Source organism: uncultured Chloroflexus sp., assembly GCF_937951745.1.
In the GTDB taxonomy this organism is placed as follows: Bacteria; Chloroflexota; Chloroflexia; order Chloroflexales; family Chloroflexaceae; genus Chloroflexus.
In genome coordinates, this window is record NZ_CALFBQ010000021.1 from 20,084 (window position 1) to 34,534 (window position 14,451).

Annotated in this window: 14 protein-coding genes; 5 read left to right on the forward strand and 9 right to left on the reverse strand. The window is 60.1% G+C overall.

The window, feature by feature from the left end:
* Positions 1-113: 113 nt before the first annotated feature.
* Complete coding sequence (locus Q1A59_RS06595; protein ID WP_298482884.1) at positions 114-1,322, reverse strand: aminotransferase class I/II-fold pyridoxal phosphate-dependent enzyme; 1,209 nt, start codon at positions 1,320-1,322, stop codon at positions 114-116.
* Between the two features lie 62 nt (positions 1,323-1,384).
* On the reverse strand, positions 1,385-2,329 hold the full coding sequence (locus tag Q1A59_RS06600; protein WP_298402707.1) for an NAD-dependent epimerase/dehydratase family protein: 945 nt from the start codon (positions 2,327-2,329) through the stop codon (positions 1,385-1,387).
* Positions 2,330-2,619: 290 nt separating this feature from the next.
* Here Q1A59_RS06600 and Q1A59_RS06605 point away from each other — a divergent pair, with 290 nt between their 5' ends.
* The 3 genes from Q1A59_RS06605 (at position 2,620) to Q1A59_RS06615 (ending at position 5,170) form a co-directional block, all read left to right on the forward strand.
* Complete coding sequence (locus tag Q1A59_RS06605; protein WP_298402708.1) at positions 2,620-2,991, forward strand: hypothetical protein; 372 nt, start codon at positions 2,620-2,622, stop codon at positions 2,989-2,991.
* An 80-nt stretch (positions 2,992-3,071) separates the two neighbouring features.
* Positions 3,072-4,811 (forward strand): signal peptidase I, encoded by a 1,740-nt coding sequence (locus tag Q1A59_RS06610; RefSeq protein ID WP_299644486.1) that lies wholly within the window; start codon positions 3,072-3,074, stop codon positions 4,809-4,811.
* Positions 4,808-5,170, forward strand: coding sequence for a hypothetical protein (locus Q1A59_RS06615; protein WP_299644488.1), 363 nt, complete (start codon positions 4,808-4,810; stop codon positions 5,168-5,170). Before Q1A59_RS06610 ends, Q1A59_RS06615 begins: the two co-directional genes overlap by 4 nt.
* Positions 5,171-5,173: 3 nt before the next feature.
* Here the strand turns inward: Q1A59_RS06615 and Q1A59_RS06620 are convergent, their stop codons facing one another.
* The 5 genes from Q1A59_RS06620 to Q1A59_RS06640 all read right to left on the reverse strand — a co-directional run bounded on the left by Q1A59_RS06620 (position 5,174) and on the right by Q1A59_RS06640 (position 9,338).
* Entirely contained in the window at positions 5,174-5,611 is a 438-nt protein-coding gene (locus Q1A59_RS06620) for a CBS domain-containing protein (protein ID WP_298402711.1), read from the reverse strand.
* An 83-nt stretch (positions 5,612-5,694) separates the two neighbouring features.
* On the reverse strand, positions 5,695-6,810 hold the full coding sequence (locus Q1A59_RS06625) for a sodium ion-translocating decarboxylase subunit beta (RefSeq protein ID WP_298402712.1): 1,116 nt from the start codon (positions 6,808-6,810) through the stop codon (positions 5,695-5,697).
* Positions 6,811-6,959: 149 nt separating this feature from the next.
* Positions 6,960-7,415 carry a biotin/lipoyl-containing protein gene (locus tag Q1A59_RS06630; protein ID WP_298402713.1) on the reverse strand — a complete coding sequence of 152 codons (456 nt, stop codon included), beginning with the start codon at positions 7,413-7,415 and terminating at the stop codon, positions 6,960-6,962.
* 6 nt (positions 7,416-7,421) lie between these two features.
* Complete coding sequence (locus Q1A59_RS06635; protein WP_298482888.1) at positions 7,422-7,775, reverse strand: OadG family protein; 354 nt, start codon at positions 7,773-7,775, stop codon at positions 7,422-7,424.
* 18 nt (positions 7,776-7,793) lie between these two features.
* Complete coding sequence (locus Q1A59_RS06640) at positions 7,794-9,338, reverse strand: acyl-CoA carboxylase subunit beta (protein ID WP_298402715.1); 1,545 nt, start codon at positions 9,336-9,338, stop codon at positions 7,794-7,796.
* 265 nt (positions 9,339-9,603) lie between these two features.
* On the opposite strand from Q1A59_RS06640, the gene Q1A59_RS06645 reads away from it, so the two are divergent.
* Positions 9,604-10,476 (forward strand): hypothetical protein, encoded by an 873-nt coding sequence (locus tag Q1A59_RS06645; RefSeq protein WP_298402716.1) that lies wholly within the window; start codon positions 9,604-9,606, stop codon positions 10,474-10,476.
* Between the two features lie 29 nt (positions 10,477-10,505).
* Here Q1A59_RS06645 and Q1A59_RS06650 read toward each other — a convergent pair whose 3' ends face one another.
* Both Q1A59_RS06650 and Q1A59_RS06655 read right to left on the reverse strand, forming a co-directional pair.
* Positions 10,506-11,252: a CPBP family intramembrane glutamic endopeptidase gene (locus Q1A59_RS06650; protein WP_298490681.1), complete on the reverse strand. Its 747-nt coding sequence runs from the start codon at positions 11,250-11,252 to the stop codon at positions 10,506-10,508.
* Positions 11,239-12,303, reverse strand: a complete 1,065-nt coding sequence (locus Q1A59_RS06655) for a histone deacetylase family protein (protein WP_298402719.1) — start codon at positions 12,301-12,303, stop codon at positions 11,239-11,241. Before Q1A59_RS06655 ends, Q1A59_RS06650 begins: the two co-directional genes overlap by 14 nt.
* Positions 12,304-13,273: 970 nt before the next feature.
* Here Q1A59_RS06655 and Q1A59_RS06660 point away from each other — a divergent pair.
* Positions 13,274-14,451, forward strand: a 1,178-nt coding sequence (locus Q1A59_RS06660) for an RCC1 domain-containing protein (RefSeq protein WP_367280892.1), incomplete at its 3' end; no start/stop codon positions are given.

Below are 14,451 nucleotides of genomic sequence, written 5' to 3' on the forward strand. Positions count from 1 at the left end.
AGGCAGCGGTGCAATCCCTGCAAGGGTGGGAGGGACGCCCGCAGGTATTGATGGGCGTTAGCGCAGGAGATTGCTGTAGGGGTTGCGTGACCAAAACGTCGTGCCAATACCGTCTACCGCAACGCTGCCAATGCCTCATCAATATCGGCGGCGGTGTGTTCGGCGCTGATTTGAAAGCGGATGCTATCGTCGCCGCGCGGCACCACCGGATACATAATCGCGGTTGCCAGCACCCCCCGGGCAAAGAGAGTGTCAACGAGAGCTGCCGTTGCCGCCGGATCGCGCACAAACAGCGGCACCACCGGATGCGCACCGGGCAGAGTCTCGAAGCCGCCGTCGCGCAAGCCTTGTCGGAAACGGGCCGTCATGGCGCGTAAATGCGCCAACCGCTCTTGGCCCTCAGCGCTCTCCAGAATGTCTAGCGCCGTGCTAGCGGCGCTCGCTTCGCCAGCGGTGATTGGGTTTGAGTAGATATAGGTTGGGCTGGTTTCACGCAGGCTATCGATTAATACCTGCGGCCCGACGACATAACCGCCGTTCGCGCCAAATGCCTTGCCCAGTGTACCAATCAGCAGATCGGCGCGCGCGCTGCAATACTCTTCGCAACCGCGGCCGGTGGCACCGAACGCGCCGACGCCGTGCGAGTCGTCAACTATCAGCAAGGCGTTTTCAGCAAACATCGTATCGTGACGAGCCACAATTGCGGCAATCCGGTCGAGAGGCGCATGCACGCCACGCATCGAGAAGATGCCATCAGTGACCACAATCGCCCGCTGGCAGGTCTGAGAGGCTTGGGCGAGCGCTGCATCGAGTTGCTCAAGATCGAGATGGCGGTAGACTAGCTTCTCGCGCGGGCGGGCAAGCCGAATAGCGTTAATGATGCAGTTGTGGTTCAGTTCATCGCTGATGATCGCCGTGTCAGGCGTGGTGAGTGATGTGATCACGCTGAGCACAGCAGCATAGGCGCTGGCAAAGAGCATCGCTGCATCGCGTTGGTGAAAGGCGGCCAGCCGTTGTTCAAGCGCTACGTGCGGGGCGAGCGTGCCGCTGATAAAACGCACCGCGCCGGGGCCGACGCCAAACTGGTGCGTCGCCACTTCCGCTGCCGCGATCAAGCGCGGATCGGCGGCCAAGCCGAGGTAGCTGTTGGAATTCATGCGAATGAACGGCTGATCGTAGCCGGCGACCCGGTAGCGTGGCCCGCGAATGCCGTCACCCGGCAGCCGTTCGGTGATCACGCGCTCAAAGCCTTTCCGCCGCCGTTCAGCGCTGAGTTGGTCGAGTTGCTGTTGGAGGATTCCCGCAAGACGGTCGTGAGGCATAGCGTTCTCCGTATCTAGCAGGTGGACTCGTCGGCGGAGCGATTGGTTGGGCAGCAGCGAGTTTACAATGCGCTGTGATGGCGCATCACCCGCAGCATTTCATCCACCATTCCTTCCAAATCATAGTGCGGTTGCCATCCCCAATCGGCACGGGCTGCGCTATCGTCGAGCGCATGCGGCCACGAGTCGGCGATGGCTTGGCGGTAGGGTTGGACCTCGTAGTCGATCTGAAATTCAGGGATGCGGCGACTGATCGCGGCGGCAACTTCGGCGGGGGTGGCGCTAAAACCCTGAATATTGTACGCATTCGCGTAGCGCAACCGGTCACGGTCGGCAGACATCAATTCGAGCGTTGCCCGGATGCCATCGGCTATGTACATCAGCGGCAAGCGCGTATCCGGCTGCAGGTAGCAGATATAGGCGCCCGTGCTCAGCGCGGCATGAAAGATTTCAACTGCGTAGTCGGTGGTGCCGCCGCCGGCTGGTGCAGTGGCCGAGATCAGGCCGGGGAAGCGGAGACCACGTGCATCGAGGCCGTAGCGGGCCACATAGTACGAGCAGAGCAACTCGCTCATTACCTTGCTGATGCCGTACATTGTCGTGGGGCGCTGGATCGTCACTTGCGGAGTGGGGTCGCGCGGCGTTTCTGGGCCAAAGGCAGCAATGCTGCTCGGCACAAAGATTTGGCACCGGTGTAAGCGCGCTACTTCAAGCACGGTATACAGGCCATCAACGTTGAGCCGCCATGCCTGCTGCGGCATCCGCTCGGCAGTGGCCGAGAGCATGGCTGCCAGATGGTAAATGATGCCGATGTTCGCACGGGTCACTAATTCATCGAGCGCAGCACCATCGGTGCAATCGAGCATGACATACGGCCCAGCCTCATCGGTCGCCGGTTTGAGATCACTGGCAGTAACGCGCGTCTCGCCATAGATCTGGCGTAGCGCCGGTACTAAATCGGAACCTACCTGCCCCAACGCGCCGATGACCAGAATCCGTCGCTCCATTGCGGTGCCTCATCTTGGTCAGCGAAATGCATGACTGGTACTTGTTGTTATACACGATAGCGGCGGATTCTGCTAGAGGGTGTTGGTATGGTCAGGGTGAATCTGTAACAACATTCAATATTGTAATTTTTGTCGCAATATTGTGTGGTACTGCGGTCATATCTCTGATCACAGAACGATTATCGGTAGGAACATACTTTTATGCGATGGTCATTCGTCAATGCCTCAACTATCATCAATTCTAAAGAAACGGTTAGGGAACCGCTTCGCGATATGCAAGGAGGCATTGTATGTCTACTCTTCTCCATCCCAAAACCCTGATCGCCGCTGTGCTAGCACTGGCCCTTGCTGCTGCTGCGTATGGTTTTGCCGCCACCAACTCGTTTGGCAGTGCAGTTGTTGTTGCCGGTGATGGCTCGTTGACGATCAGTGGCTACACGGTCGGCAGCTTGACCTATGTCTACGATGCGACCGATCCGACGTTGATCGACAAAATTACCTTTACCCTGACGGGCGCTGCTGCTCCGACCACCGTGCTCGTACAACTCGATGGCTCGAACTGGGTGACCGCAACCGAGGCGAGTGGTACGTGGACGGCAGATCCTTCGCCGAATGTGCCGATTTCGACCCATACAACCTTGCGCATTGTGGCGCACAACTAATCGACAGTGATCTTGAGAGCGGGCGAGAGGCGGGTGAGATCGCTCCTCTTGCCCGTTCTGTCTGATGAGAGGCGGTTATAATGATAGGGCGAACAGTCATCGGACGGTGGCTAGGTGGGTTGGCGATTCTGCTCAGCTTCGCTCTGATCTGGTGGTTGTTTGCCCCCCGCTCGCTTGGCGGCATCACCCAGTTTGTTGTGATCAACGGCAACAGTATGGCCCCGCTCTACCAACGTGGTGATTTGGTGATCACGCGCGTTGCCGATGACTATGCGCCGGGTGATATTGTTACCTACCGCCATCCTGAGATTGGGTTGGTGATCCATCGCATTATCGGTCAAGATGACGAACGTTGGCAGTTAAAGGGTGATCACAACGATTTTGTTGACCCCTATGAGCCGTTGACGACCGAGATTGAAGGGCGGGCGTGGCTGCATATACCTCGGCTAGGGAGCGGCTTAGTGCTGGCGCGGCAATACTGGTGGCTGATCATTGTGGCGCTTGCAGGAGGGATGGTGATGGCACAACCACGCGCAACCGGCCGCCGTCGCCGGCCACGTCATGCAATCGTTCAGCCGGTTGAAGTAGAGATGGCTGCGGTAACACTGTGCGCTCTTGGCGCAATCATCGCCGGCATGCTCGCCGGCTACGCCTTTCTCCAACCCGCCAGCCGGGTCGTCAACGAACCGGTCGTCTATCGCCAACACGGGATATTTACCTATCTCGCCGATGCTCCTCCCGGCGTTTATGATACTGAGCAGGCTCAGACCGGCGATCCGGTCTACTTCCAACTATCATCAACGCTGGTCGTCACTTTTCACTACGAATTGCCTCATGTCACCACGGCCAGCGGCACGATCGCGTTGAATGCCGAAGTCAGCACCACGAACGGTTGGCGACGGCGGTTGGCACTCGCGCCAGCGCAGCCGTTTCAGGGGACAGAAGCAACCGTGCAGGGGGTGATCAATCTCGCCGATCTACGCGCGCTGATCGGTCAATTCGAGCAGCAAACCGGGTTGAGCAACCCGTACTACCTTCTTGCTATCACCCCAGATGTAGCTGTGAACGGTAAAGTGGACGGGCTGGTGTTCAGTGATACCTTTGCGCCACAGTTGCTCTTCCGGTTTGACAAAGTGCAGCTCACACTGGTCAATCCTACCGATGACCGGCAGGGGCTTGCCCCGCGTGCAGAGGGCCGAGTGGCGCGGACGAGGATCGAGCCAGCGCAGTTGTCGTTGATGTTCCTCAGCCTTGAGGTACAGACGGCCCGGTGGTGGGGGATGGTGATTGCTGGCGGGTTGGCGGTGGTCTTCTTTGCAATTGGTTGGCCATTATGGCGGCGTTGGCAACGCGATGAAACGCTGCGGATTCAATTCTGGTACGGCAATCTCATTATCACTGGCACGGCGCCCCATGTTGATTTGCCACGGGTAGCCGTGGCGACGATGGCCGATCTGACTCGTTTGGCCCAACGCTCCGGCGGGTTAATCATCCGCGACACCAGCAGCGAGCCGAGCCAATACGTGTTCATTAACGACGGTACGGTCTACGTCTATCAAGCTGCCGAGTCTGATTCAGAGGCGTACCTACGCTTCACGCCAGCACCGGTTGAACCCTGTCCGCCGTTGGTGGATTGGCGTGATCGGTTTCTGACCACCCTGCGCGAGACAGGCTTGGTGAGTGAAGCCTGCCAAGCAGTGGGAGTTGATCCCTTCACCGCGTATCGTGAGCGTAGTCAGAACCTAGCGTTTGCGCAGGCATGGCGCGAGGCCCGCCAAAAGCATTGGGAAGCGGCGACTGAACAGCGAGGCGAGGCATGAAACGGTTCATTTTGCTAATCTTGATGAGTGCCGTTATCGGTGCGACGGCACTGGCATCCGCTGCAAGCATTGCGATTCCCGCCGCTGCAATGGCCGACCTGCACATAGCGCTGAGCGCGCAAGATGTAGCGCCGCCGGACTGCATCGGCATGGATTTGAGCACAATGATCTCTGGCGCTGGTGTGATCACCGGTACTGATAGCAATGACCTCATCGTGGGCAGCGCCGGCAATGACCTCATCGATGGCCGGGGAGGCAACGACTGCATCATTGGCGGCAAAGGTGACGATACGCTCATTGGCGGCGCTGGGTTCGATGTCTGCATTGGCAGCGGCGCCGATCCAACCTGTGAGCGGTAATAACTACTCAGTCTCTTCCGCCGCCCACGTGCTCGCCACCAGCCGGAAGATGTCTGATTCGGTGATGATCCCGACTAGCCGACCATCATCAACTACCGGCAGGCCGCTGACCCGCGCGCGCACCATGATCGCCGCCGCTTTACCGATCGAATCACTTGAGGCAACGGTCAATGGATTCGGTGTCATCAGTTCGGCCACGGTCTGACCGGCGAGGTTAAAGCGGGCCAACCGGCGCTCTTCTTCATCGCGGGGGTGGCTCATCGCCTGCTCAATGTCGCTGCGGGTGATAATGCCAACCAGATTGCCTTGTTTATCCACCACCGGCATGCGCCGCACCCCGCGTGCCCGCATGCGCTCATAGGCAGCGAGCGCCGAAAAATCCGGCGGAACGCAAACCGGGTTTTCGGTCATCCACTCGGCTACGCGCTCGGTCTTCGCCATATTCAAACTCCTCTATCGCTATCAATACTTTCTTCTCATTGTATACCGCCGGTTACAGTAGGGACATACCACGCTACGCTCTCCTACCTTCCCATCAACGCCAAGACGACCCCGCCAGCCACCACACTCGCAACCTGCCCGGCGGCGTTTGCGCCCATCGCGTGCATCAGGATGAAGTTCTCGAAATCCTCTTCGTGAGCCAGCTTTTGCACCACGCGCGCCGCCATTGGGAAGGCGCTGATGCCGGCAGCGCCGATGATCGGGTTGAAACGACCCCGGCTGAGCAGGTTGAGAAACTTGCCGAAGAGCAGCCCGGCGGCAGTGTCGAGTACGAAAGCGAGAATGCCTAGCGCGAGAATGGCCAGCGTTGCCGGTTGCAAGAAGCGGGTGCCCTCCATCGTTGAGCCGATGGCCAACCCCAAGAAGAGGGTCACGATGTTGGCCAGCTCGCGTGACGAAGTGTTGGTCAGTCGCTCGACCACACCCGACTCGCGCATCAGATTGCCGAGCATCAGCATGCCGATCAGCGGAATAGCGAATGGCACCAGTATACCGACCACGATCGTCGTCACGATTGGAAACAGAATGCGGGTGCGCCGGCTGATCGGGCGGCTTATGTATTCCATGCGGATGCGCCGTTCGGCGGGTGTGGTGAGAGTGCGGATAACCGGCGGCATAATCACCGGCACCAGCGACATATAGCTATAAGCGGCAACCGTGATCGGCCCGAGTAATTGCGGTGCGAGCAAGCTTGAGACATAAATCGAGGTGGGGCCGTCGATCGCGCCGATGATCCCGATTGAGGCCGCTTCTTCGCGGCTAAAGCCGAGGGCCAACGCGGCCAGCAGGGTGCCGAAGATGCCGAATTGGCCGGCTGCACCGACCAAGACCATGCGCGGGTTCGACAGCAGCGGGCTGAAATCGGTGAGCGCACCAATGCCGATAAAGATGAGCAGCGGGAAGAGTTCGTTGCCAATGCCGGTGTTGTACAGAATGGTGAGCATGCCGTCTTCGCCGAGTAGCGGTGACAATGGCAAGTTAGCCAGTAGTGCGCCGGCGCCGATTGGTATGAGCAGCAGCGGTTCGTAATCGCGCACAATCGCGAGGTAGAACAGTAAACCGGCGACGGCGATCATCACCAGTGATTGCCATGTGATCGAGGTGATCCCTTGTAAGAGCCTGAGGGCTAGTTCGTCCATAGGGTTGATCGCTTTTCTGCTGTATCACTCCCTCTCACCCATCTATTACCCCAACGGGAGAGGTTGCGCGAAACTTCACATTACAAGACTTGCGCATCGTGCGTTGCGTGCCAGCGGCTCACGCTCCGCAGCGGCTCGCTGCGCCGCGTTTACTCCTCGGCCAATTGGGCGAGCGGCTCGCCGTACCCGACGCTCTGGCCGGTCTTGACCAAGATCGCCGCGACCACGCCATCGCGCGGCGCGCCAATACTGTTGTTCATCTTCATCGCTTCGAGCACGATGATCGGCTGGCCGCGTTTGACCTTCGCGCCGGGTTGGGCTACGATCTGCAAGATGGTGCCCGGCATCGGCGCCCGGATCAGGTTGTCGCCAGCAGCGGCGGCTGGGGGCAGGGCAGCCGGTAGCGGTGGTGCAACCGGTGCGACTGGCGGTGCGGGTAGCGCAACCGGCGCAGCGCGCGGCGCGATCTCACCGATTTCGCCGCTCTCGTTCAATTGCACCTCGAACTCGCGCCCATCGAGCTGGACAGCGAAGCGATCGCTGCTCACCTCTGCAATGTCAACTGTATACGTCTTGCCGTTAATCGTTAGTTGATAGCGACGCATCGCGAGTTATCTCCTTCGTTGCCAACTTTGATTCTGGCGCGCGCGGCCAGCCGCCACCCAACGACTGGCAAAGAGCAGGCTGCCCGGCCAGTAGCTGCGCACCGTTGGCGCTGCTTCACGGCGCAACGTCGCTGTGTGAACGGCGACAGCGACAGCGATCGCTGCCACTTCATCAGGCGTGAGCTGCCCCTCTCCTGTTGGCGCTACTGCTGGCGCCAGTGCTACCTCAGCCGCCGTGGCTGGTTCCGGTCGGTCGAAGTAGGTTAGCAGCGTGAGCAGCCCCCACACTAAGACCAGAACGGTGAAGACAATGCCCATACCGAGCACGGTCATCATCAGCCCAAACCCAAGGTTTTCCATAACGTCTCCTGCCGCTATTCACGACGGATACAACCCGTGCTTGCGCGGCGGGTTCTGTTGCACTTTGGTGCGCAAAATCTCTAGCGCTCGGATCAGGCGGGGCCGGGTTTCAGCTGGTTCGATCACTTCATCGATCTGGCCCAGATCGGCGGCATGGTACGGGTTAAAGAACTTACGCCGGTACTCGGCGACAAACTCCGCCATGAGTTGCGCCGGATCGGCGGCAGCGCGCAGCTCGTCGCGACGCAAGATGCGCACCGCCCCTTCGGCGCCCATCACCGCAATCTGGGCCGATGGCCACGCAAAGTTGAGGTCGCAGCGCAATTGTTTGCTTGACATAGCCACATATGCACCGCCGATTGCTTTGCGTACTACCACCGAAATCTTCGGTACGGTCGCCTCGCTATAAGCGTAAATAATTTTCGCGCCATGCCGGATCACGCCGCCGTACTCCTGCTCGATACCGGGCAAAAAGCCGGTCGTATCGACAAAGGTGATAATCGGAATGTTAAAGGCATCGCAGATGCGGACAAAGCGGGCAATTTTGTCGCTGGAGTCAATATCGAGCACACCGGCCATCACTGCCGGCTGGTTGGCGACCACGCCAACCGCATAACCGTCGAGCCGGGCAAAGCCAACTACCGCATTTTGGGCGAAGAGTGGTTGAATTTCGAGAAAACTATCATGGTCGAAGACCAGATCGATCAGGGTGTGAATATCGTACCCTTGTCGTTCATCAGCCGGCACCAGCGCATTGAGCGCCGACTCCTGCCGGTCGGCGCGGTCGTAAGGCATGATCTGGGGCGGGTCTTCATTGTTGTTTTGCGGTAGGTAGCTCAGCAGCCGCTTGATCAACTCAATCACCGCCTGATCATCAGGTGCCGAGAGATGCGCAACGCCGCTGCGCGCGCAATGCACCGCTGCCCCGCCTAGCTCTTGGGTCGAGATGTCGCGGCCCGATACCGCTTTGATCACGTCGGGGCCAGTCAGGAACATATAGCCGGTCGACTCCGACATGATCACGAAATCGGTTAAGGCTGGCGAATAGACCGCGCCGCCGGCGCAGGGGCCAAGAATGGCCGAAATCTGTGGTACTACGCCTGATGCCAGCACATTGCGCACAAAGACCTCGCCGTAGGCAGCCAGCGAACGGACGCCCTCTTGGATGCGCGCGCCGCCCGAATCGTTCAGGCCGATGATTGGGATGCCACTTTCCAATGCGAGATCCTGCATCCGGCAAATCTTGTTGGCCTGCACCGCCGAGAACGAGCCGCCCATCACGGTAAAATCTTGCGCATAGACTGCTACTCGCCGCCCGTTAATCTTGCCGAACCCGGTGACGGTGCCGTCACCGGGGATGCGCTGCTCGTCATCTTCGGTGATGCTGGTCGCCAAGGCGCCAATCTCTTGAAACGAACCGGCATCGAGCAGCAAGGCCAAGCGTTCACGTGCCGTCAGCTTGCCGCGCGCATGTTGCTGGGCAATCCGTTCTGGCCCGCCGCCCTGCATCGCCCGCTCGCGCAGGCTGCGCAGCCGTTCGAGTTGCTCTTCGGGGGATTCCACTGCCACACCTCGTTGTTGTTGGGTCTGAAGCCAATGGCAGTATAGCGGGTTCGCTGCCGTGATGAGGAAAAGAATTCACTACTAGGCGCAAATGTTTGGCGACGAACGATTACCGGCACGATAAGAAAATAGGACTATTAGGTAGTAGTACTATTGGTAGCGATACAGCTATAAATAGAGCCATGGCGTCTTTTTGGTTCATTGCCAGCATCCTTGCTCGAAAGGTGACGCTGGCATCGCGCATCAGCAGAAAGGAGACAACAGGATGATTCTGCGCGCAAGTGACCGGCTTCCCCCGCGGGCCGGATTGTTATTGACCATCGTTGTCCTCGTTTTTCTTGGGGCCATGCCGCCTTCAACGACGACTGCCAATGCTCAGCTCCAGTCAAACGCTCTGTTCCGTGGTGATGTTGCGTGTGTGTTTCGCCCTTCGGCCCAGCGTTTCTACTGCGATACCGGGCGAGATGGCGGTCTTGCCGAATATAGCGTTGTCTTCGATACGGAAACTGATATTCCGCTGCTCGGTGACGTCAACGGCGATGGCCGCGATGTGGCGTGTGCCTATCGCCCATCCACCCATCAATTCTTCTGCGATACAGCGCGCAACGGTACTCCGGCTGAATTTGTCGTTCTTTTTGGGGTTAGCGGCGATATTCCGCTGCTCGGCGATGTTGACGGCGATGGCCGCGATGATCCGTGCGTGTATCGCCCGTCGCTGCAACGATTTTATTGCGATACGGCTCGCAATGGCGATAGCGCGGAATATACGGTCAGTTTTGGGACAGCCACTGATACGCCGCTGCTCGGTGATATTGACGGCGATGGCCGCGATGATCCATGCGTGTATCGCCCGTCAACGCGCCAGTTTTTCTGTGATGTGGCCCATGACGGCGGCGCTGACGAGTTTGCCGTTCAGTTTGGGAACGACGGCGATATTCCACTGCTCGGCGATATTGATGGTGATGGCCGCGATGATCCGTGCGTGTATCGCCCGTCGCTGCAACGATTTTATTGCGATACGGCTCGCAATGGCGGCATGGCCGAAGTTGAAGTTGCCTTTGGCTCAGCCGGTGATGTACCATTGATCGGGTCGCTAGGCCTGCCGTTTGGGGTGGCAGTGCCGTTGGTGGTGCGGTAGTAGGGCAAGGGCCGGTTTCAAACCGGCTTTTACGACACCCCACCCATCGACAGCACCAGTGCCATTGCCAGCAGCGCCAACGTGTTTTGCAACATGTGAAAGAGCACCCCCGGCCAGATCGAGCCGCTTTGTTCGCGCAGATAGCCAAGGCATAGACCGGCGACGAACAGGCCGGGAATAAGCATTGGGATGAAGTGAACAACCGCAAAGACGGCGGCGCCAATGACGACAGTGAGTACACTGTTCAAATGACGGCGCAACAAATGGTGGAGCACACCGCGAAAGAAGAGTTCTTCGACCAGTGGGACAACCCCGGCAATGAGCACCCACAATGCGATCAGCTCACCTGTACCGAACGCCTGTCCGCCTGAGATACTCTCGATCTGCGGATTTTGGAACTCGCCAAACAGGAGTGTGACTCCGGCGTTTGTCAGCACCATCATCCCCATGCCGAAGATAAAGATGGGTGGAACGAGGGCGAAGTACATCCAATGCGGCCATTGCAATCCCAAATCGCGCCAGCCGGCGCGTGGGCCAATCACAGCTAGCACCGCACCGCCAATGATGAGATACAGCAGCATGCCGGCAAGGTAAACGGGCGGGCTGACAAAGCCGCGCGAGGTGTCCCAGTTGGCTACTTCGGCCAGTGTGCGGAGGAGGAGAACAATCAATGCTCCGCCTGCGCCGATCACCAGCAGCGTAATGAAGAGATCGCGCCAGCCCCACGCCGGCGCGATCGGCGGTTGCGATTGCTCAAGCGGGTTATTCGTCAGCATGCGAGATAACTCCATCTAGTAGTGTCGCCACATTTGTGCCCAAGGCTTCGATCGCGTACCCGCCCTCTTGCACGATGAGCGTGGGCAGGCCAAGTTGCCCAATCGCAGCGCCAATTGCGCGATACGCGGCTGTAGTCAATTCAAAATCACCTAACGGATCAGCGTGGAAGGTGTCAAATCCGGCTGAGACGACCAGATAGCGCGGGCCATAATCAGCGATCGCTTGCAAGGCCTGCGCGAGAGCGGCCAGATACTCGCTATCGCCGGTTCCGGCCGGCAGAGGAATATTCAGATTGTACCCTTCACCGGCACCGGCGCCGCGTTCATCAGCGTAGCCAAGAAAGTATGGGTATTCACGGGCCGGGTCAGCATGCAACGAAACAGTCAGTACATCGTTGCGTTCGTAAAAGATGCTCTGCGTCCCATTGCCGTGGTGATAATCAATGTCAAGCACTGCCACCGCCGGCGCGCGCAGCGTCCATGTGGTATCAGCAGTGGCTGTGGCACGTGCCAGTCGGTCAGCGGCGAGGGCTGCATTGTTGAGGTAACAGTAGCCACCGGCTAGATTGGCGGCGGCGTGGTGGCCGGGTGGGCGGCAGAGCGCATAAGCAAACTGTTCACCCTGCAACAGTGCCGCAGCACCGGCCAGCGCCGCGCCGGCTGACGCTCGGGCAGCGGCGAAGGTGCCGGCGGTGATTGGCGCACTGAGATCAAACGTATAACGTCCGGCTGCCGCTTGCGGGCAATCGCTGCGCACGCGCAAACCGGGCAACGGCCATGCCGAAGGCATCACTGGCCCGCGCAACCCAGCGGCCTGCCAGCGTTCGTAGGCATGGGCAAGGTAATCGAGGTAGTCGGGCGTATGCACGGTAGCCAGTTCGGCGATGGTCGCTGGCGGCGCAGTGACCGGCGGCGCGAAGCCAGCGGCTTGCAACGCGGCAAGAATAATCGTAACTCGCTGTGGTGTTTCAAAATATGGCACCGTCTTTCCATCGAGTATCTCGAATGGCGGATCATGACGGTGATGGTCGGCACTGAGAAAGATGTTCATACCATTATTGTACCGTAGTCTGAACATTGGCGGGCGGAATGGATTCCGCTCCGGTTAATCCGTTGGGCGTGGGGGGTGGCCCCCGCCCCCGGCCCCTCCCCCACGAGGGGGGAGGGGGGTGCCCCCACCCCCGGCCCCTCCCCCACACGGGGGTGCCCCCCACCCCCGGCCCCTCCCCCACACGGGGGGGTTCTGACGGCAGCACTCCCCGGTTGTGCGCCTCCCTCCCCCACGAGGGGGTAATGCCCCCCACCCCCAGCCCCTCCCCCCCCCGGGGGGAGGGGGGTGGCCCCCGAATGGAGGGCGGAATGGAGGCCGCCCCGGTCAGTCCGTTGGGCGTGGGGGGGGTGAGGGGCAGGTTTTCAACTGGCCTCTCCTCCTTGCGGCGGCGTAGCGTGATTGGTGTGCCATCAGGCAGCGAGCCGTGCGTGCGGAGCAGTGCGACGGGGCTGTGCTTCGTCGTACTGCCGGCAACCGTGCGGCCTACTACTTGCCTCCACGTTTGCATTCGCCATACGTGTGTGCTATACTGTGCCCGCACGCAACGTCTCACCATATGACTGTCGTTCCATGCTCATCGTTGCCGTCATCCATCGCCCATATTGTTCCGATCAACCCGCGCTGGTGATAGTCATTCCGCCCCAACCTAGCGTGCCGCTCAATCCTTCCCGCGCTCCTAATGTATATATGGCACCACGTGCGTCTAACGCCCTGCAAGGAAACAGGGTTGCTTTGGTTGGTGCGTCTTCCTGCAACCAGCGACGATTGCCGTCGTGCGCCGATGGCTCTTGGAATGGTACTTGAGGAGTTGCTCAGGCTGCGGGTGTTTCTACCGGTAAGGATGCAGCAGCGTGCGCAGTAGCCGATAGGTTGGGCAATGTGCGGCAGGGACATCAAGCAGTTGTTGACCGGTTAGTAAAGTTCGTTGGTGCGAACGTATGAAGGCACAGCTTCTTCGTGGAGGAAATCGATGACTACTCGCTGTACAACCGTCCTAGCCATGTTGCTGATGATGCTGGTCGCCACCTCCCTGCCCGCGCCTGTGATGGCGAACCATCGTGCTTTCCCGCGCGCAATCGGTCCAACGTCCGCAACGAGCCCGTCAGGGGTTCTATCCTACACCGCCATCGCGACCGGTGGGTCGCACACCTGCGCGCTGACCACGGCTGACGAGGTGTGGTGCTGGGGTGACAACTACTACGGACAACTAGGGAATGGGACGACAACATCATTTGGTGGCATTGGCACGCCGGTGGCGGTGCGCGGGCTGAGCGGGGTGCGCGCCATCGCGACCGGTGGGTTGCACACCTGCGCGCTGACCGAGGCCGGCGAGGTGCGCTGCTGGGGTGCCAACTACAGTGGACAACTGGGGGACGGGACGACATTTTTTGGCACTAGCACGCCGGTAGCGGTGAGCGGGCTGAGCGGGGTGAGCGCCATCGCGGCCGGTGGGGATCACACCTGCGCGCTGACCACAGCCGGCGAGGTGCGCTGCTGGGGGCGCAACTCTAGAGGACAACTGGGGAACGGGACGACGACCGACAGCAGCACGCCGGTGGCAGTGAGCGGGCTGAGCGGGGTGAGCGCCATCGCGACCGGTGGGGTTCACACCTGCGCGCTGAACACAGCCGGCGAGGTGCGCTGCTGGGGTGACAACTCCTTTGGCCAACTGGGGAACGGGACGACGACCGACAGTAGTACGCCGGTGGCAGTGAGCGGGCTGAGCGGGGTGAGCGCCATCGCGACCGGTGGGTCGCACACCTGCGCGCTGACCACGGCTGGCGAGGTGCGCTGCTGGGGTAACAACTACTCTGGACAACTGGGGGACGGGACAACGACCGACAGCAGCGTGCCGGTGGCGGTGCGCGGGCTAAGCGGGGTGAGCGCCATCGCAGCCGGTGGGGTGCACACCTGCGCGCTGACCATGGCCGGCGAGGTGCGCTGCTGGGGTCGTAACTTCTCTGGACAACTGGGGAACGGGACGACGACCGACAGTAGTACGCCGGTGGCGGTGCGCGGGCTAAGCGGGGTGAGCGCCATCGCGACCGGTGGGCTGCACACCTGCGCGCTGACCACGACTGGTGAGGTGCGCTGCTGGGGTCGTAACTTCTCTGGACAACTGGGGAACGGGACGACGACCGACAGTAG